Origin of the sequence: Streptomyces sp. NBC_01551 (assembly GCF_026339935.1) — a bacterium.
GTDB lineage: Bacteria > Actinomycetota > Actinomycetes > Streptomycetales > Streptomycetaceae > Streptomyces.
The window spans coordinates 1,201,249-1,220,000 of sequence record NZ_JAPEPX010000001.1 but is presented as its reverse complement, the minus strand read 5'-3'; the positions used below and the strand labels follow the sequence as shown (position 1 = coordinate 1,220,000).

Sequence of the window (18,752 nt, the reverse complement as noted above, 5' to 3'; positions counted from 1 at the left end):
CGGCGTAGAGGGTAAGACCCCCGTAGACGAAACATCAGCGGCTTGCTTGCTCATCTCCCAAGTAGCACGGGGCCCGAGAAATCCCGTGTGAATCTGGCGGGACCACCCGCTAAGCCTAAATATTCCCTGGTGACCGATAGCGGATAGTACCGTGAGGGAATGGTGAAAAGTACCGCGGGAGCGGAGTGAAATAGTACCTGAAACCGTGTGCCTACAAGCCGTGGGAGCGTCGCCGTTGTTCTTCGGAACAACGGTCGTGACTGCGTGCCTTTTGAAGAATGAGCCTGCGAGTTAGCGGTGTGTAGCGAGGTTAACCCGTGTGGGGAAGCCGTAGCGAAAGCGAGTCCGAATAGGGCGTTTGAGTTGCACGCTCTAGACCCGAAGCGGAGTGATCTAGCCATGGGCAGGTTGAAGCGGAGGTAAGACTTCGTGGAGGACCGAACCCACCAGGGTTGAAAACCTGGGGGATGACCTGTGGTTAGGGGTGAAAGGCCAATCAAACTCCGTGATAGCTGGTTCTCCCCGAAATGCATTTAGGTGCAGCGTCGTGTGTTTCTTGCCGGAGGTAGAGCACTGGATAGGCGATGGGCCCTACCGGGTTACTGACCTTAGCCAAACTCCGAATGCCGGTAAGTGAGAGCACGGCAGTGAGACTGTGGGGGATAAGCTCCATGGTCGAGAGGGAAACAGCCCAGAGCATCGACTAAGGCCCCTAAGCGTACGCTAAGTGGGAAAGGATGTGGAGTCGCAGAGACAACCAGGAGGTTGGCTTAGAAGCAGCCACCCTTGAAAGAGTGCGTAATAGCTCACTGGTCAAGTGATTCCGCGCCGACAATGTAGCGGGGCTCAAGCGTACCGCCGAAGTCGTGTCATTGCAGCAATAGGGCCAACGCCCGCTGTGATGGGTAGGGGAGCGTCGTGTGCCGGGTGAAGCAGCAGCGGAAGCTAGTTGTGGACGGTTCACGAGTGAGAATGCAGGCATGAGTAGCGATACACACGTGAGAAACGTGTGCGCCGATTGACTAAGGGTTCCTGGGTCAAGCTGATCTGCCCAGGGTAAGTCGGGACCTAAGGCGAGGCCGACAGGCGTAGTCGATGGACAACCGGTTGATATTCCGGTACCCGCTTTGAAACGCCCAATATCGAATCAGGCGATGCTAAGTCCGTGAAGCCGTTCCGGACCCTTCGGGGAAAGGAAAGTGGTGGAGCCGACGAACCAGACTTGTAGTAGGTAAGCGATGGGGTGACGCAGGAAGGTAGTCCAGCCCGGGCGGTGGTAGTCCCGGGGTAAGGGTGTAGGCCGAGGGGTAGGCAAATCCGTCCCTCATTAAGGCTGAGACCTGATGCCGAGCCGATTGTGGTGAAGTGGATGATCCTATGCTGTCGAGAAAAGCCTCTAGCGAGTTTCATGGCGGCCCGTACCCTAAACCGACTCAGGTGGTCAGGTAGAGAATACCGAGGCGTTCGGGTGAACTATGGTTAAGGAACTCGGCAAAATGCCCCCGTAACTTCGGGAGAAGGGGGGCCATCACTGGTGATCGGACTTGCTCCGTGAGCTGGGGGTGGCCGCAGAGACCAGCGAGAAGCGACTGTTTACTAAAAACACAGGTCCGTGCGAAGCCGTAAGGCGATGTATACGGACTGACGCCTGCCCGGTGCTGGAACGTTAAGGGGACCGGTTAGTGCGCTTTCGGGCGTGCGAAGCTGAGAACTTAAGCGCCAGTAAACGGCGGTGGTAACTATAACCATCCTAAGGTAGCGAAATTCCTTGTCGGGTAAGTTCCGACCTGCACGAATGGCGTAACGACTTCTCGACTGTCTCAACCATAGGCCCGGTGAAATTGCACTACGAGTAAAGATGCTCGTTTCGCGCAGCAGGACGGAAAGACCCCGGGACCTTTACTACAGTTTGATATTGGTGTTCGGTTCGGCTTGTGTAGGATAGGTGGGAGACTTTGAAGCAGCCACGCCAGTGGTTGTGGAGTCGTCGTTGAAATACCACTCTGGTCGTGCTGGATGTCTAACCTCGGTCCGTGATCCGGATCAGGGACAGTGTCTGATGGGTAGTTTAACTGGGGCGGTTGCCTCCCAAAGGGTAACGGAGGCGCCCAAAGGTTCCCTCAGCCTGGTTGGCAATCAGGTGTTGAGTGTAAGTGCACAAGGGAGCTTGACTGTGAGACCGACGGGTCGAGCAGGGACGAAAGTCGGGACTAGTGATCCGGCGGTGGCTTGTGGAAGCGCCGTCGCTCAACGGATAAAAGGTACCCCGGGGATAACAGGCTGATCTTCCCCAAGAGTCCATATCGACGGGATGGTTTGGCACCTCGATGTCGGCTCGTCGCATCCTGGGGCTGGAGTCGGTCCCAAGGGTTGGGCTGTTCGCCCATTAAAGCGGTACGCGAGCTGGGTTTAGAACGTCGTGAGACAGTTCGGTCCCTATCCGCTGTGCGCGTAGGAATATTGAGAAGGGCTGTCCCTAGTACGAGAGGACCGGGACGGACGAACCTCTGGTGTGCCAGTTGTCCTGCCAAGGGCATGGCTGGTTGGCTACGTTCGGGAGGGATAACCGCTGAAAGCATCTAAGCGGGAAGCCTGCTTCAAGATGAGTATTCCCACCTCCTTGAGAGGGTAAGGCTCCCAGTAGACGACTGGGTTGATAGGCCAGATGTGGAAGCCCGGTAACGGGTGGAGCTGACTGGTACTAATAGGCCGAGGGCTTGTCCTCAGTTGCTCGCGTCCACTGTGTTAGTTCTGAAGCAACGAACGGTTGCTGGTTTCTAGAGCTGGAACATAACTACAAAGTGTGCTTGTTCGCTCGAAACCGATAGGGTTTCGGTGGTCATAGCGTTAGGGAAACGCCCGGTTACATTCCGAACCCGGAAGCTAAGCCTTTCAGCGCCGATGGTACTGCAGGGGGGACCCTGTGGGAGAGTAGGACGCCGCCGAACAATCTTTCAAAGGACCCTTGGTCCAGCGTTCAACGCTGGACCAAGGGTCCTTTTTGTTTTTCACCTCTTTACGCCGAAGCGCGGCCATGGGTTGGTTGCGCGAGAATGACTAGCGGTACCCCGAAGACAGGAGTCACACCCATGTCCAACTCTCCCGACGATCGTCCGGAGCGCGAGCCTCGGCGCAACGACGGCGGTGACAGGGGCGGCTTCCGTCGTGACGACCGTGGCGGTGACCGTGGCGGCTTCCGCCGCGACGACCGTGGTGGCCGTCCGACCGGTGGTGGCGGCGGCTTCCGCCGCGACGACCGCGGCGGGCGTCCCGCCGGCGGCGACCGTCCTTCCGGCGGCGGCTTCCGTGGTCGTGACGACCGCGGTGGCGACCGTCCCAGCTACCCCCGCCGTGACGACGACCGTGGTGGCCGTCCCTCCGGCGGTGGCGGTGGCTTCCGTCGCGACGACCGTGGGGGCGACCGTCCGTCGTACCCGCGCCGCGATGACGACCGCGGTGGGCGCCCCTCGGGTGGTGGCGGCGGCTTCCGCCGTGACGACCGCGGTGGCGACCGTCCGAGCTTCCCGCGTCGCGACGACGACCGCGGTGGCCGTCCCTCGGGTGGTGGCGGTGGCGGTGGCTTCCGCCGTGACGACCGCGGTGGCGACCGTCCGAGCTACCCGCGCCGTGACGACCGGGGCGACCGTCCGTCGTACCCGCGTCGCGATGACGACCGCGGCGGGCGTCCCTCGTACCCCCGCCGTGATGACGACCGTGGTGGCCGTCCCTCCGGCGGTGGCGGCGGTTTCCGTCGCGACGACCGCGGTGGCGACCGCCCCTCGTACCCGCGCCGTGACGATGACCGTGGTGGGTTCCGCGGTGGCCGTGACGACCGTGGCGGCGACCGGCCGTCCTACCCGCGCCGTGACGACCGCGGTGAGCGTCCGAGCTACCCGCGTCGTGATGACGACCGTGGTGGGTTCCGTGGCGGTCGTGACGACCGTGGTGGCGACCGTCCCTCGTACCCGCGCCGTGACGACCGTGGTGGGGACCGTCCGTCCTACCCCCGTCGTGACGACGAGCGTGGTGGCCGTCCCGCCGGCGGTGGTTTCCGTCGCGACGACCGGGGCGAGCGTCCGAGCTACCCGCGTCGTGATGACGACCGTGGTGGGTTCCGCGGTGGGCGTGACGACCGTGGTGGCGACCGTCCCTCGTACCCGCGCCGTGACGACCGTGGTGGGGACCGTCCGTCCTACCCCCGTCGCGATGACGACCGTGGTGGGCGTCCCTCCGGCGGTGGCGGTGGCTTCCGCCGTGATGACCGTGGTGGCGACCGTCCGAGCTACCCGCGCCGTGACGACCGGGGCGACCGTCCTTCGTACCCCCGTCGTGATGACGACCGTGGTGGGTTCCGCGGCGGTCGTGACGACCGTGGTGGCGACCGTCCCTCGTACCCGCGCCGCGACGACCGCGGTGGCGACCGGGGTGGCTTCCGTGGGCGCGACGACCGTGGTGGGTACCGCGGCGGTCGTGACGACCGTGGCGGCGACCGCGACTTCCGCGCGGACCGTGACCGGGACCCGGTCAAGCGGCTTCCGATCGACGAGGACGTCACCGGGTTCGAGATCGACGCCGATGTGCGTCAGGAGCTCCTGAGCCTGCCCAAGGGCCTGGCCGAGGAGGTCTCCAAGAACCTGGTGATGGTGGCCCGGCTGATCGACGAGGACCCCGAGCAGGCGTACGCGTACTCGCGCATCGCCCTGAGGCTGGCCTCCCGTGTCGCCGCCGTGCGCGAGGCCGCCGGCTTCGCCGCGTACGCGACGCAGAAGTACAGCGAGGCGCTCGCCGAGTTCCGCGCCGCCAAGCGGATGACCGGTTCCGTCGAGCTGTGGCCCGTCATGGCCGACTGCGAGCGCGGCCTCGGCCGTCCGGAGCGGGCGCTGACCATGGCCGGCGAGCCCGAGGTGGCGAAGCTGGACAAGGCCGGTCAGGTCGAGATGCGTCTCGTCGCCGCCGGTGCCCGGCGCGACCTGGGTCAGCTCGACGCCGCGATCGTGACCCTGCAGAGCCCGGAGCTGGCCTCCAACTCCGTCCAGCCGTGGACGGCGCGCCTGCGCTACGCCTACGCCGACGCCCTGCTGGCGGCCGGTCGTGAGGACGAGGCCCGCGAGTGGTTCGGCAAGACCCTCGAAGCGGACAAGGACGGCGCGACCGACGCCTCCGACCGGCTCGCCGAGCTGGACGGTGTCGAGTTCGTCGACGCGATGCACGAGGACGCCGAGGGCGCCCTGAGCGTCGAGGACGAGGCCGACGAGGACGACGAGGCGGACGCCGCCGAGATCGCCGCCGCCGAGCGTGCCTCGGACCAGGCCGAGTACTACGACGAGGACGACGAGGAGTACGAGGCCCTGGAGGACTCCGAGGCCGAGGCCGACGTTGACGTCGACGTCACCGACGAGGTCGTCGCCGACCTCGACGACGACCGGGCCGACGACAAGGCCTGAGCCGCGTAGCTGAAACGAAAGGGCGGTACCCCACCGGGGGTACCGCCCTTTCGCGTTCCCGGGGCGCGCCTCAGTCGACGCTGCGCAGGACCAGGCCGGTGGCCGGTTTCGGTCCGAAGGAGGTCGACTTGCGCGGCATGGTGACGCCCTGGCGGGCCAGGTCGCGGACCACGGCCTCCCGTACGGGGTGGAGCAGCACCGCCGTGCCGCCGTGACGCTCGGCCATGGCGACGCTGGCCTCCGCGTCGTGGATGTACGTGATGTCCTCGGGGGCGTCCGGGATCTGCCACAGCGCGTCCAGCAGGGTCGCGTGGAGGACGGTGGCGTCCAGCCGGCGCCAGGCCTCGGGGCGGTCGCGGCGGACGGTGCGCTCGATGAGGGCCGGGTCGGGGTCGGTGACCAGGTGGAAGGTGCCGTCGCCGGCCAGCAGGAAGGCGTTGCCGCGCTCGGAGGCGTCCGCGAGGACCTCCAGGGCGAGCGGGAGCGGGCCGTCGACCGGGCGGACCCGGAAGGAGCCGTCCAGCGCGGCGAGGGCGTCGGCGAGCGGCAGGCGGCGCAGCATCCGGTGGATGGCGCGGACCTGGAGCGGGTAGCGGGCGGTGTCGACGAGGAGGACCAGGCCGAAGTCCCACCCGGTGGGGGACCGGTGCTCGTCCTGGAGGCGCAGGTACGTCGCCCAGCGGTGGTGGCCGTCGGCGATGAGGGCCTGGCGGTGGCCGAGGTCCGAGGTGACGGCGGCCAGCTCGGCGGGGTCGGTGATGGCCCACAGGCGGTGCCGGATGCCGTCCTCGGTGGTGGTCGAGAGCAGCGGGGCGCTCTGGGCCGTGCGCTCGACGACCGCCGCGGTGCCCGCGTCGGGGGCGTCGCCGAGGTAGGTGAGCAGCAGGGGCTCCAGGTTGGCGGCGGTGGCCCGCATCAGACCGGCGCGGTCGGTGACCACGTCGGGCATGACGTCCTCGTGGGGCAGGACGATGCCGGCCGCGGCGTCGGACAGGGCCAGGGCGCCGACGACGCCGCGCTGGAGGAGGCCGGCCTTGCGCTGTTCGTACACGTAGAGAGCGGGCTCGGAGTCGGCGCTGAGGACGCCTTCGGCGAGCCAGTCCCGGAGGGTGCGGGCCGCCTGGTCGTTGCGCTCGGCGGGGGTTTCCGCCTGCGGGAGGATGAGGCGGACGATGTTGTGCGGGTCCGCGGATTCCAGGTAGTCGACTCCGTCGGGGCGCACGACCACGTCGTACGGCGGGGAGGTGACGGCGGCGAGGCTGCCCACACGCTCCGGGACATAGCGCAGTCCGTGGAAGGGGATCAGGCGCAGGCCGTGCTCCGCGGGGTTGGAAGTGGTCATTGCTGCATCGTAAGTCGCGTCTCGGTATGCGGGATGATCGGGGGAGTGCGGAAATGAGACAAGATCGACTGTATGAGGAGAGGGCTCGATGACCTCGCAGAGCAGGACCCGTCCCGCGGGCAGTGAGCGCAGTCTGCACCAGGCGTACGACACGGCCCTCCTCGACCTCGACGGGGTGGTGTACGCGGGCGGGCAGGCCATCGCGTACGCGGTCGACTCGCTGGTGGCGGCCCGGGCGGACGGGATGCACCTGGCGTACGTCACGAACAACGCGCTGCGGACGCCGGACGCGGTGGCGGCCCACCTGACGGAGCTGGGGATCCCGAGCGAGGCGGGCGAGGTGATCACCTCGGCGCAGGCGGTGTCCCGGCTGATCGCGGAGCAGGTGCCGGCGGGTTCCAAGGTGCTGCTCATCGGCGGCGAGGGGCTGCGGGTGGCGCTGCGCGAGCGCGGGCTGGTCCCGGTGGAGTCGGCCGACGAGGAGGGCCTGGCGGCGGTGGTCCAGGGGTACGGGGGGCCCGGCCTGGAGTGGGGCCGGCTCGCGGAGGCCTCGTACGCGGTCAACCGGGGGGTGCCCTGGTTCGCGTCGAACACCGACCTGACGATCCCGTCGGCGCGCGGGATCGCGCCGGGCAACGGGGCCGCGGTGGAGGTCGTACGGATCGCCACGGGCGCGGAGCCCCAGGTGGCGGGGAAGCCGCAGCCGCCGATGCACCGGGAGACGGTGCTGCGGACCGGGGCGAAGCGGCCGCTGGTGGTGGGGGACCGGCTGGACACCGACATCGAGGGCGCCTTCAACGGGGAGGTGGACTCGCTGCTGGTGCTGACCGGGGTGACGGACGCGGAGCAGCTGCTGCGCGCCGAGCCGAGGCACCGGCCGACGTACGTGGACCGGGATCTGCGCGGGCTGCTCACGGGCCAGCCGGAGGTGGCCGGTGACGCGGGGGAGGGCCTGCGCTGCGGGGGCTGGACGGCGGTCGCGGTGGACGGCGTACTGGAGGTGCGCGCGGAGGGCGGGGACCCGCTCGACGGGCTGCGGGCGCTGTGCGCGGCGGCGTGGACGGACGCCGGGGAGGGTTCCTGCGGCCTGGACGCGGACAAGGCGCTCGCCAGGCTGGGACTTTGACCCCAGGGGCGCCGGACGGGCGCTGCTCCACACGGGGGATCTTGCCGGTCGGAGGGTAGGCTAACCTAACCTCCGTGTTGGTCGAGAGTCCCCCAGAACAGAGCGCGGCGCCCGCAGCCGCTGCCACCCGGTCGCGCCACGGCGCGCGCGCCGCCGGTCTGCTGGCCGCCCTCGCGGTGCTGGCCCTGATCGCGGTCGCGAGCATCGCCGTGGGCGCCAAGCAGATGCCGCTCGACGAGGTCTGGCACGGCCTCTTCCACTACTCGGGGACCTCCTCCGACGTGGTGGTACGGGACCTGCGGGTGCCGCGCACCATCCTCGGGCTGCTGGTCGGCCTCGGCCTCGGCCTGTCCGGCGCGGTGATGCAGGCGCTGACCCGCAACCCGCTGGCCGAGCCCGGCATCCTCGGCGTCAACGCGGGCGCCGCGGCCGCCGTCGTGTCGGCCATCAGCTTCTTCGGGGCGAACTCCCTGAGCGAGTTCGTCTGGTGGGCGTTCCTCGGCGCGGGCGTCGTCTCCGTCGTCGTGTACGTGCTCGGCGGCAGCCGCAGCGCCACCCCGGTGCGCCTGGCCCTGGCCGGTACGGCCGCCAGCGCGGCCCTGGTCGGCTACATCAACGCCGTCCAGCTGATGGACAGCAAGGCGCTCGACAAGCTCCGCTTCTGGACGGTGGGTTCGCTGGCCTCGGCCAACATGGACACCGTCCGGCAGGTGGCCCCGTTCCTGCTGGCCGGCGCGGTCCTCGCGCTCGCGCTGGGCCGACCGCTCAACGCGATGGCCATGGGCGACGACACCGCCCGCGCGCTCGGGGCGAACCTGACGCGCACCCGGATCGGCGCCATGATCGCGATCACCCTGCTGTGCGGGGCGGCCACCGCCGCGTGCGGGCCGATCGTGTTCATCGGCCTGATGATCCCGCACCTCGTACGGTTCTTCACCGGCCCCGACATGCGCTGGGTGCTCGCCTACTCGGCGGTCCTGTCCCCCGTGCTGCTGCTCGGCGCCGACGTCATCGGACGGGTCGTCACCCGGCCCGCGGAACTGCAGGTCGGCATCGTCACCGCCCTCATCGGCGGCCCCGTCTTCATCTACCTGGTTCGGCGCAAGAGGATGGCCCAGCTGTGACCGTGCCCACGAAACTCCGGGCGGGACGGGCCGCCGGGCCCCGGCCGCTGCGGCTCCCCGCCGGGCTGTCCCTGCGCGTGGAGCGGCGCGCGCTCGCCGTCGGGCTGCTGCTCGCCGTCGCGGCGCTCGCGCTGGCCGTCGTCCTCATCGGCACCGGCGACTTCGAGATCGCCCCGGCGGACGTCGTGCAGACCCTGCTGGGCAACGGCACCCCGGCCAACGACTTCATCGTCAACGACCTGCGGCTGCCGCGCGTCCTGGTCGCGCTGCTGGTCGGCGCCGCCCTCGGGATGTCCGGCGCCGTCTTCCAGTCCGTCTCGCGCAACCCGCTCGGCTCCCCGGACCTGCTCGGCTTCGGGTACGGGTCGGCGGTCGGCGCGCTCGTCGTCATCATCGTCTTCCACGGCGGCGCCACCGAGGTCGCCCTCGGGGCCGTTATCGGCGGCCTGATCGCGGGCCTCGGCGTGTACCTGCTCGCGTACAAGCAGGGCATCAGCGGCTACCGGCTGGTGCTCGTCGGCATCGGCGCCTCCGCGATGCTGGTCGCGATGATCCAGTACCTCCTGACGAAGGCGCAGCTCGTCGAGGCGACCCGCGCGATGGTCTGGCTGACCGGCTCGCTGGCGGGCCGGGACTGGGCGCAGGTGTGGCCGCTGCTGGCGACCTGCGCGGTGCTGTTCCCGCTGGTCCTCCTGCAGGGCCGGGCCCTGCGGATCATGGAGATGGGCGACGACGCCGCGTACGCGCTGGGCGTGCGGGTGGAGCGGACCCGGATGCTGCTGATGGTGGCGGCGATCCTGCTGACCACGGCGGCGAGCGCCGCGGCCGGGCCGATCAGCTTCGTCGCGCTGGCCGCGCCGCAGCTGGCCCGGCGGCTGACCCGCTCGCCCGGGGCGGGGCTGCTGACCGGGGCCCTGATGGGCGCCGTGCTGCTGATGCTGTCCGACTGGGCCTCGCAGCGGGCCTTCGGCGCCGACCAGCTGCCGGTGGGCGTGGTGACGGGACTCGTCGGCGGTGTGTACCTGCTGTGGCTGCTCGTCACCGAGCGCAAGGCGGGACGGATATGAGCGCGACGGATACGACGAGCGCGACCGTGAGCGGGGCGGAACCGGCCGCCGGACTCGGAAACCCTAGGAGTACGCAAGTGCAGCGGCTGACCGCGGAGAACGTGACCCTCGGATACGAGCAGCGGGTCATCGCCGAGAACCTGTCGGTGGAGATACCCGACAACTCCTTCACGGTGATCGTCGGCCCCAACGCGTGCGGCAAGTCCACGCTGCTGCGCGCCCTGTCGCGGATGCTGAAGCCGTCCGCCGGGCGGGTGCTGCTGGACGGGCAGGCCATCGGGTCGCTGCCCGCGAAGAAGGTCGCCAAGACGCTGGGGCTGCTCCCGCAGTCCTCGATCGCTCCGGACGGCATCACCGTCTCCGACCTGGTCGCGCGCGGCCGCTACCCGCACCAGGGGCTGCTGCGCCAGTGGTCGCAGGAGGACGAGCGGATCGTCAACGAGTCGATGGCCTCCACCGGGGTCGCCGAACTCGCCGACCGGGCCGTGGACGAGCTGTCGGGCGGGCAGCGCCAGCGCGTGTGGATCGCGATGGCGCTGGCCCAGCAGACGCCGCTGCTGCTGCTCGACGAGCCGACGACCTACCTGGACATCCAGCACCAGCTGGACGTCCTGGACCTGTGCGCGGAGCTGCACGAGAACCAGGGCCGGACCCTGGTCGCCGTCCTGCACGACCTCAACCACGCCGCCCGCTACGCCACGCACCTGATCGCCCTGCGGGGCGGCGAGGTGATCGCCGAGGGGCCGCCGGCCGAGGTGGTCACCGCCGAACTGGTGGAGAAGGTGTTCGGGCTGCGCTGCCAGGTCATCGACGACCCGGAGACCGGGACGCCGCTGGTGATCCCGGCGGGCCGGCAGGCCCGCGCGAAGGTGTCCGTCTGAGTCCGATTCCCGATCTGAGTCCGAGTCCCGCCCGGGGCGGCCCGGCCGGCCGGGCCGTCAGAGCAGGCTCTTCAGCCTCAGCAGGTCGCGGAAGCCGGCCTCCAGCCTGACCCGGCCGGAGGCCCAGGCCTTGGCGAACTTCAGCTCGCCCGCCACCATCGCCACCAGGTCGTCGCCGGTCATCGCGAGCCGGATCTCGGCCTTGGCGGCGGGCGGGCCGGGCGCGACCGCGTCGACCCGGATCCGGCCGCCTTCGAGGCGGCCGGTGAAGGTCCGGTCCAGGTCGGTGATGTGGCAGCTCAGGGAGCGGTCGAGCGCGGCCGCGCCGGGCACGTCGCCGTCGGCCCGCGCCAGGTTGCCGGAGAGTTGGTCGAGTGCTTCGCGGCACTCCTCGATCGTAGCCATCGTGATCACGACCGTACCGCAGAGCCGTGCGTGGTCGCGGCCGCGCTTCGGGGTAGCGTCGGGGCATGACCGACGAAGTGTCCGGGCCCGTTCCGGACGTCCCCGAGGAGTCCGCGCCCCCCGCGCCGTCCGCGCCGGAGCCCGGACCGCTGGGCGTCGTACGCACCCCCACCGGGCACGCCGACGTGGACGCGCACCTGGAGCGGCTGGCGGACGCCGACCACCTCACGGCGGACGGGCACGTCGAGGTGTACGAGGATGTGCACAGGGGACTGCGCGACGCGCTGACCGCGCTGGACGCACCGCCCGTCCCCGGACCGTACGAAAACAGGAGCTGAACCGAACGTGGCAGGAGTGGCACGACGCCGCCTGGACGCCGAACTGGTACGCCGCAGCATGGCCCGCTCGCGCGAGCACGCGGCCCAGCTGATCGCCGCGGGCCGGGTGACCGTCGGCGGCGCCACCGCGACCAAGCCGGCCACCCAGGTCGAGACCAGCGCGGCCCTCGTGGTCCTCAAGGACGACAGCGACCCCGACTACGTCTCCCGCGGCGGCCACAAGCTGGCGGGCGCCCTCGCGGCGTTCCGGCCGCAGGGGCTCGTCGTCGAGGGCCGCCGGGCGCTGGACGCCGGCGCCTCCACGGGCGGCTTCACCGACGTGCTGCTGCGCGCGGGCGTGGCCCACGTCGTCGCCGTCGACGTCGGCTACGGGCAGCTCGCCTGGTCGCTGCAGAGCGACGACCGGGTCACCGTCAAGGACCGGACGAACGTCCGGGAACTCACCGTGGAGCTGATCGACGGCGTCCCGGTCGACCTGGTCGTCGGAGACCTGTCCTTCATCTCCATCGGGCTGGTGCTGCCCGCGCTGGTGCGCTGCTGCGCCCCGGACGCGGACCTGGTGCTGATGGTCAAGCCGCAGTTCGAGGTCGGCAAGGAGCGCCTCGGCAGCGGCGGCGTGGTCCGCAGCCCCGAGCTGCGCGCCGAGGCGGTACGGGAAGTCGCCGCGCAGGCGTGGAAGTTGGGGCTGGGCGTGGTCGGCGTGACGGCGAGCCCGCTGCCGGGGCCGTCGGGCAACGTCGAGTACTTTCTGTGGCTGAGGGCGGGGGCACCGGCGCTCGACCCGGCGGATGTTGACCGTGCAGTGGCGGAGGGGCCTCAGTGACAGATTCTGTGGGGGAACGGGCGGAACAGGTGGGGGAGGGCCGCACGGTCTTCCTGCTCGCGCACACCGGGCGACCGGCGGCCATCCGCAGCGCCGAGCTGGTCGTACGCGGCCTGCTGCGCAGCGGCCTGGGGGTGCGGGTGCTGCGGTACGAGGCCGCGGACCTGCCGCTGCCTCCCGAGGTGGAGCTCGTCGACGAGTGCACGCCCGAGGTGTTCGACGGCTGTGAGCTGCTGATCGTGCTGGGCGGGGACGGCACCCTGCTGCGCGGCGCGGAGTTCGCGCGCGGCTCGGGGGTGCCGATGCTCGGCGTCAACCTGGGCCGGGTGGGATTCCTCGCCGAGGCGGAGCGGGACGACCTGGACAAGGTCGTCGACCGTGTGGTGACGCGCGAGTACGAGGTCGAGGAGCGGATGACCCTCGACGTGATCGTGCGGACCAACGGGGACGTCGTCCACCAGGACTGGGCGCTGAACGAGGCTGCCGTTCAGAAGGTGTCCCCGGAGCGGATGCTGGAGGTGGTCCTGGAGATCGACGGGCGCCCGGTGTCCGGCTTCGGCTGCGACGGGATCGTCTGCGCCACGCCGACGGGCTCCACGGCGTACGCCTTCTCGGCGGGCGGCCCGGTGGTGTGGCCGGAGGTGGAGGCGCTGCTGATGGTGCCGATCAGCGCGCACGCGCTGTTCGCGAAGCCGCTGGTGACCTCGCCGGACTCGGTGCTGGCGGTGGAGGTTCAGACGGGTACCCCGCACGGGGTGCTGTGGTGCGACGGGCGCCGGACGCTGGAGCTGCCGTCGGGGGCGCGGGTGGAGGTCCGCCGGGGCACGGTGCCGGTGCGGCTCGCCCGGCTGCACCACGCGTCGTTCACGGACCGGCTCGTCGCGAAGTTCGCGCTGCCCGTGTCGGGGTGGCGCGGGGCACCGCATTAGCACATCCGTTCGGGAAACTCTCCACGGGTGACGTCACATGGCACCGGTCAAACCTCGGTATCGTCGTCCCGTGCTTGAGGAGATGCGGATACGGTCGCTCGGTGTCATCGACGACGCGGTGGTCGAGCTGTCGCCCGGTTTCACCGCGGTGACCGGCGAGACCGGCGCGGGCAAGACCATGGTCGTCACCAGCCTCGGGCTGCTGCTCGGCGGGCGCGCCGACCCTGCCCTGGTGCGGATCGGCGCCAAGGCGGCCGTCGTGGAGGGGCGCCTCGTGATGCGCCCCGACGCGCCCGCCGCCGTCCGCGCCGAGGAGGCCGGGGCCGAACTCGACGACGGCGCGCTGCTGATCAGCCGGACGGTGTCCGCCGAGGGGCGTTCGCGCGCCCACGTCGGCGGCCGCTCCGTGCCCGTCGGCCTGCTCGGCGAACTCGCGGACGACCTCGTCGCCGTCCACGGGCAGACCGACCAGCAGGGCCTGCTGCGGCCCGCCCGGCAGCGCCAGGCCCTCGACCGGTACGCCGGGAACGCCGTCACCGTACCCCTGGAGAAGTACGCGGGCGCCTACCGGCGGCTGCGCGCGGCCGCCGCCGAACTGGAGGAGATCACCACCCGGGCCCGGGAGCGGGCCCAGGAGGCGGATCTGCTGCGCTTCGGGCTGGACGAGATCGCCGCCGTCGAGCCGCTGGCCGGCGAGGACGCCGAGCTCGCGGCGGAGGCCGAACGGCTCGGGCACGCGGAGGCGCTGGCCTCGGCGGCGCAGCTCGCGCACGCGGCGCTGGCCGGCAACCCGGAGGACCCGGAGGGCATCGACGCGAACACGCTGGTCGCGGGCGCCCACCGGGCACTGGAATCCGTACGGTCGCACGACCCGGCGCTCGGCGCGCTCGCCGAGCGGATCGGGGAGCTGGGCATCCTGCTCGGCGACGTGGCCGGGGAGCTCGCCGGGTACGCCGACGACCTGGACGCCGATCCGCTGCGGCTCGCCGCGGTGGAGGAGCGCCGGGCGGCGCTGACGCAGCTGACCCGCAAGTACGGCGATTCGATCGACTCCGTACTGGAATGGGCCCAGCAGGGTTCGGCGCGGCTGCTGGAACTCGACGGCGACGACGAGCGGATCACCGAACTCACCGCCGAGCGCGACGGGCTGCGAGAGGAACTCTCGCAGCTGGCACAGGCGTTGACGGACGCCCGGGTGGAGGCCGCCTCGCGGTTCGCGTCCGCCGTGACGGAGGAGCTGGCCTCGCTGGCGATGCCGCACGCCCGGGTGACCTTCGACATCCGCCAGACCGAGTCCCCCGAGGGGGCCGACGGCGTCGAGGTCGGCGGCCGCAACGTCGCGTACGGGCCCTCGGGCGCCGACGAGGTCGAACTGCTGCTGGCCCCGCACCCCGGCGCCCAGCCGCGGCCGATCGCCAAGGGCGCCTCGGGCGGTGAGCTGTCGCGGGTGATGCTGGCGGTGGAGGTCGTGTTCGCGGGCTCCGACCCCGTGCCGACGTACCTCTTCGACGAGGTCGACGCCGGCGTCGGCGGCAAGGCGGCCGTCGAGGTCGGCCGGCGGCTCGCGAAGCTGGCCAAGTCGGCGCAGGTCGTGGTCGTCACCCACCTGCCGCAGGTGGCCGCCTTCGCGGACCGGCAGCTGCTGGTGGAGAAAACCGTCGACGGAGCCGTGACCCGAAGCGGCGTCACCGTCCTGGAGGGCGAGGACCGCATCCGCGAGCTGTCGCGGATGCTGGCCGGCCAGGAGGACTCCGAAACCGCCCGCGCACACGCCGAGGAACTCCTCGCGGCGGCGCGCGCGGACGCGTCGGGGTGAGTCGCACGCTAGTCCGTGTGGGTGAGGCTGAGGGGTGACTGGCGGTATCTCGTACGGGATACGCACCCGTATGGTCCCGGAACGCGCGTGCGGACTGGCATCCTGGGCGTCGTCTCTGCCTCCCTCACCCAGGAGCTTCGGCCCGTGAGCAGCTCCCCGGTCCCCGTACCCGCCCAGGCCCAGCCGTACGGGCGGCCGCCGCTCCGCACCGTCCAAGTGCTGGGCGGCGCCGGCGCGGGCAGCAGTACGCACGTGCGGTCGCTGGCGACCGGGCTCGCCGCGCGGGGGGTACGGGTCACCGTGTGCGCCCCCGTCGAAGCGGAGGGGGAGTACGACTTCACCGGCGCCGGGGCCTCGTTCGCGCCCGACGCGGTGAGCGCGCTGCGGGCGGCGTGCGCCGGGGCGGACGTGGTGCACGCGCACGGCGTACGGGCCGGCCTGCGGGCCGCGCTGGCGCTGCGCGGGCACCGGGCGCCGCTGGTGGTGTCCTGGCACGGAAACCCGGAGAGCGGGGGCACGCTGGGGCGGCTGAGCCGGCTGCTGGAGCGGCGGGTGGCGCGGGCGGCGGCGGTGGTCCTGGGGTCCTCGTCGGACCAGGTGGACCTGGCGCGGCGGCGCGGTGCGCGGGACGCGCGGCTGGCGGCGGTGGCCGTGCCGGCCGGGCCGACGGCGGCCGCGGGCGGGGACCCGGGGAAGGCGCGGGCGGAACTCGGGGCGGTGGAACGGCCGTTGGTCATCGCGGTCGGCAGCCTGGTGCCGCGCCGTGGGTACTCCGTGCTGCTGGACGCGGCGCGGGCGTGGCGCGGGCTGAACCCGGTACCGCTGCTGGTGATCGCGGGGGAGGGGCCGCTCCGGGCCGAACTGGCCCGGCGGATCGAGCTGGAGGCGCTGCCGGTGCGGCTGCTGGGGCGGCGCCGGGACGCGGCGGAGCTGCTGGCGGCGGCGGACGTCGCGGTGCTCCCGAGCCGGTGGGAGGGCCGGTCGCTGCTGGCGCAGGAGGCCCTGCGGGCCGGGGTGGCGCTGGTGGCCACGGCGGTGGGGGGCGTGCCGGAGCTGGTCGGTGACGCGGCGGTGCTGGTGCCGTACGGGGACCGGGGCGCGCTGTCCTCGGCGGTGGCGGGCCTGCTGGGCGACCCGGCAAGGCGCGCGGAACTCGGCGCGGCGGGGCGGGCCCAGGCCGCGACGTGGCCGTCGGAGGACGACACGGTGGCGCAGGTCCTGGCGGTGTACGACGAACTGATGGACCGCCGCCGCCCCCCTGCGGCCCGCTGACCGGCCCCCGGCGCCTCAATCGCCGGCGGGGCTGGACGGCCCGGCCCGGCCCGTGCGCGCCGTTGCGGGGGGCGCTGCCCCCGGACCCCGGCGCCTCAAACGCCGGCGGGGCTGGATGGTGCGGCGGCGTTGCACCTGGGCTCCCGCGCCTCAATCGCCGGCGGGGCTGGATTTGACCGGCGGGCGCTTTGGGTGCGTGGGCTTCGCCCCGCACCGGCTGGGTTGCCCGGCGGGCGGTCTCAGCCTCGCCGGCGTTTGAGGCGCGGGTCTGGGCGGAGCCCGGGGAACGGTGGAAGGGCGGGGCGGGGAGAAGCCGCCCGCAGGGCCCCGCACCGGCCCCACCCGGGCCCGAGGCCAGCTGGCGCGGGGGGACGCAGCCGGGCCGTAATACACCCCGTCCCGTCCCGCAGACGGCGGACGGGCAAGGCCCGGGACGGCCGGGGCCGGGACCCCGGCCAGGCAGCCGACGGACGGAGTCCGGCGCAGCCGGGCGAAGCCCGGGAGGCCCGCCAGGGCCGAGCGGTGCGAGGGCGGCGTCAAGAAGGAGCGCGGCGTCAAGAAGGGACGTGGCGGCGGGCGCGGAGGGCGAGGCTCAGGGAGAGGACCGTCTCGGGGTCGTCCAGGTCCGTGCCGAGGAGTTCCGAGATGCGGGCCAGGCGGTTGTACAGGGTCTGGCGGTTCAGGTGCAGCTCGCGGGCAGTCTCCGCCTTGCGGCCGGCATGGGCGAGGTACGTCTCCAGGGTGGGGAGGAGCGGGGGGCGGGAGGTGGTGTCGTGGACGCGGAGCGGGCCGATCGCGCGGTCGACGAACGCCGCCAGGTCGGGGTGCTCGCGCAGCCGCCACAGCAGGAGGTCGATGTCCAGGCGCCGCGCGTCGTACCAGGGCCGGGCCGGCAGGCCATGGGCCGCCGTCGCCGTCTCGGCGGCGTGCCGGAGCCCGGCGGACGCCGCCGCCCAGCCGCCCGAGACGCCGACCACGACCGCCGGCGGGGCGCCGGCCCGGTCCAGGCCGGCCCGTTCGACCCCGGCCCGCAGCGCGGCCGCGACCCGGTCCGCGACCGTCGTGCGTTCCGATTCCGCGCGGAGCGAGACCAGCAGCGGTACCCGGCCCTCCACCGGGCGGACCCCGAGCAGGACGGGGACCCCGACCGAGGAGAGCTCCTCCAGCACCGCCCGGGCCAGCACGGCCCAGTTCCCGGAGGGCCCGAGGTCGGAGGAAAGCCGCATGACCACCGGCAACAGCGGGCCCGCGCCCGGTTTGAAGCCCAGGACCCGTGCCTGCGCCGGTGCGTCCTCGGCCGAGATGCGGCCCTCCGCCAGGTCCGTCAGGAAGTCCCCGCGCCCCCGCGCCGCCAGCTCGTCCTCCTGGCGGGCCTGCATCAGGACCACGGCCAGTACCCCCGCCGTCCGCTCCGCCGCCATCCGGTGCACCGGCAGCAGCGGCGCCGAGACGCCCAGCAGGACCACGCGCGCGCGCACCGATCCCGTGCCGTGCCCGCCGCCGGGGACGTCGATGACCACCGTGTTGGCCGACGGCTCCGCCTCGCGCTGCCCCCGCAGGCCCTCCCACACCTGGAGCGGGTCCGCCGCGGCCTCGCCGGAGACCGGGCCGGCCGCGTACAGCAGCTGCCCGTCGGGGGTCTCCAGGAACACCGGGTTCGCGGTGAAGTCCGCCAGGATGCGCAGCACCTGGGGGATCCCGCCGCCGCCCAGCAGTGCCTGCGTACAGCGCCGGTGGACCTCCTCGGCCCGCTGGAGCAGGGCGTAGTGGTGGTTGACGATCTCGGTGTGGACCTCCTCCGTGACCGTCACGAAGGGGACCTCGCGGTGGAGTTGGACCAGCGGCAGACCGGCCGCCCGGGCCGTCTCGACGAGCGTCGCCGGGAGCCGCGTGAAGCGCGGGCCCAGCTCCACGACCAGCGCGGCGATCCCCCGGTCCGCGAGGCGGCGTACGAACGCGCGCTGCTCGGCCGGGCGCGTCCCCAGACCCAGGCCCGTGGTCAGCAGCAGCTCGCCGCCCTTGAGCAGGGAGGCGATGTTCGGCACCTCGCCGGCGTGCACCCAGCGCACCGTGCGGCCGAGGCGGTCGGCGCAGGCCACCACCTCGGGCAGTCCGCTGCGCAGTCCCGGCAGTTCCAGCGCCCGCTGAACGGTGATGCCGCCCTGATTGTCCATGTCGCGGGACG

The 18,752-nt window shown here is 71.7% G+C and carries 13 protein-coding genes, 2 rRNA genes and 1 pseudogene (1 of these 16 running past the window's edge); 13 read left to right on the top strand and 3 right to left on the bottom strand.

Annotated elements, in window-relative coordinates; genetic code table 11:
• The 4 genes and pseudogenes from OG982_RS05350 to OG982_RS05335 all read left to right on the top strand — a co-directional run.
• Positions 1 to 2,725 (top strand): 23S ribosomal RNA (locus OG982_RS05350) (it extends 398 nt beyond the left edge of the window).
• 106 nt (positions 2,726 to 2,831) lie between these two features.
• Positions 2,832 to 2,948 (top strand): 5S ribosomal RNA (gene rrf / locus OG982_RS05345).
• A 198-nt stretch (positions 2,949 to 3,146) separates the two neighbouring features.
• Positions 3,147 to 3,890 (top strand): annotated as a pseudogene (locus OG982_RS05340) (hypothetical protein); the annotation flags it as partial.
• Between the two features lie 687 nt (positions 3,891 to 4,577).
• Positions 4,578 to 5,444, top strand: a complete 867-nt coding sequence (locus OG982_RS05335; RefSeq protein ID WP_266792193.1) for a tetratricopeptide repeat protein — start codon at positions 4,578 to 4,580, stop codon at positions 5,442 to 5,444.
• A 70-nt stretch (positions 5,445 to 5,514) separates the two neighbouring features.
• Here OG982_RS05335 and OG982_RS05330 read toward each other — a convergent pair whose 3' ends face one another.
• A complete protein-coding gene (locus OG982_RS05330; protein WP_266789264.1) occupies positions 5,515 to 6,786 on the bottom strand; it encodes a DUF1015 domain-containing protein in 1,272 nt (423 codons plus the stop codon).
• Positions 6,787 to 6,874: 88 nt separating this feature from the next.
• Here OG982_RS05330 and OG982_RS05325 point away from each other — a divergent pair, with 88 nt between their 5' ends.
• From OG982_RS05325 to OG982_RS05310, 4 genes are all read left to right on the top strand, one after another.
• Positions 6,875 to 7,912 carry an HAD hydrolase-like protein gene (locus tag OG982_RS05325; RefSeq protein ID WP_266789266.1) on the top strand — a complete coding sequence of 346 codons (1,038 nt, stop codon included), beginning with the start codon at positions 6,875 to 6,877 and terminating at the stop codon, positions 7,910 to 7,912.
• A gap of 74 nt (positions 7,913 to 7,986) precedes the next feature.
• A complete protein-coding gene (locus tag OG982_RS05320; protein WP_266789268.1) occupies positions 7,987 to 9,036 on the top strand; it encodes an iron ABC transporter permease in 1,050 nt (349 codons plus the stop codon).
• 2 nt (positions 9,037 to 9,038) lie between these two features.
• Positions 9,039 to 10,103, top strand: a complete 1,065-nt coding sequence (locus OG982_RS05315; RefSeq protein ID WP_266949859.1) for an iron chelate uptake ABC transporter family permease subunit — start codon at positions 9,039 to 9,041, stop codon at positions 10,101 to 10,103.
• Positions 10,100 to 10,984 carry an ABC transporter ATP-binding protein gene (locus OG982_RS05310; protein ID WP_266948000.1) on the top strand — a complete coding sequence of 295 codons (885 nt, stop codon included), beginning with the start codon at positions 10,100 to 10,102 and terminating at the stop codon, positions 10,982 to 10,984. Before OG982_RS05315 ends, OG982_RS05310 begins: the two co-directional genes overlap by 4 nt.
• Positions 10,985 to 11,041: 57 nt before the next feature.
• Here the strand turns inward: OG982_RS05310 and OG982_RS05305 are convergent, their stop codons facing one another.
• Positions 11,042 to 11,389, bottom strand: coding sequence for an SCP2 sterol-binding domain-containing protein (locus OG982_RS05305; RefSeq protein WP_266792198.1), 348 nt, complete (start codon positions 11,387 to 11,389; stop codon positions 11,042 to 11,044).
• Positions 11,390 to 11,454: 65 nt separating this feature from the next.
• Between OG982_RS05305 and OG982_RS05300 the strand changes: the two genes are divergently transcribed.
• The 5 genes from OG982_RS05300 to OG982_RS05280 all read left to right on the top strand — a co-directional run bounded on the left by OG982_RS05300 (position 11,455) and on the right by OG982_RS05280 (position 16,567).
• Positions 11,455 to 11,727 carry a hypothetical protein gene (locus tag OG982_RS05300; RefSeq protein ID WP_266789269.1) on the top strand — a complete coding sequence of 91 codons (273 nt, stop codon included), beginning with the start codon at positions 11,455 to 11,457 and terminating at the stop codon, positions 11,725 to 11,727.
• A 7-nt stretch (positions 11,728 to 11,734) separates the two neighbouring features.
• On the top strand, positions 11,735 to 12,550 hold the full coding sequence (locus tag OG982_RS05295; RefSeq protein WP_266789271.1) for a TlyA family RNA methyltransferase: 816 nt from the start codon (positions 11,735 to 11,737) through the stop codon (positions 12,548 to 12,550).
• Positions 12,547 to 13,479 carry an NAD kinase gene (locus OG982_RS05290; RefSeq protein WP_266789273.1) on the top strand — a complete coding sequence of 311 codons (933 nt, stop codon included), beginning with the start codon at positions 12,547 to 12,549 and terminating at the stop codon, positions 13,477 to 13,479. The genes OG982_RS05295 and OG982_RS05290 overlap by 4 nt, the downstream gene beginning before the upstream one ends.
• Before the next feature lie 82 nt (positions 13,480 to 13,561).
• Positions 13,562 to 15,295 (top strand): DNA repair protein RecN, encoded by a 1,734-nt coding sequence (gene recN / locus OG982_RS05285; RefSeq protein WP_266792200.1) that lies wholly within the window; start codon positions 13,562 to 13,564, stop codon positions 15,293 to 15,295.
• 144 nt (positions 15,296 to 15,439) lie between these two features.
• Positions 15,440 to 16,567 carry a glycosyltransferase family 4 protein gene (locus OG982_RS05280; RefSeq protein ID WP_266789274.1) on the top strand — a complete coding sequence of 376 codons (1,128 nt, stop codon included), beginning with the start codon at positions 15,440 to 15,442 and terminating at the stop codon, positions 16,565 to 16,567.
• A gap of 554 nt (positions 16,568 to 17,121) precedes the next feature.
• Here OG982_RS05280 and OG982_RS05275 read toward each other — a convergent pair.
• Complete coding sequence (locus OG982_RS05275; protein WP_266789276.1) at positions 17,122 to 18,741, bottom strand: PucR family transcriptional regulator; 1,620 nt, start codon at positions 18,739 to 18,741, stop codon at positions 17,122 to 17,124.
• Positions 18,742 to 18,752 lie beyond the last annotated feature (11 nt).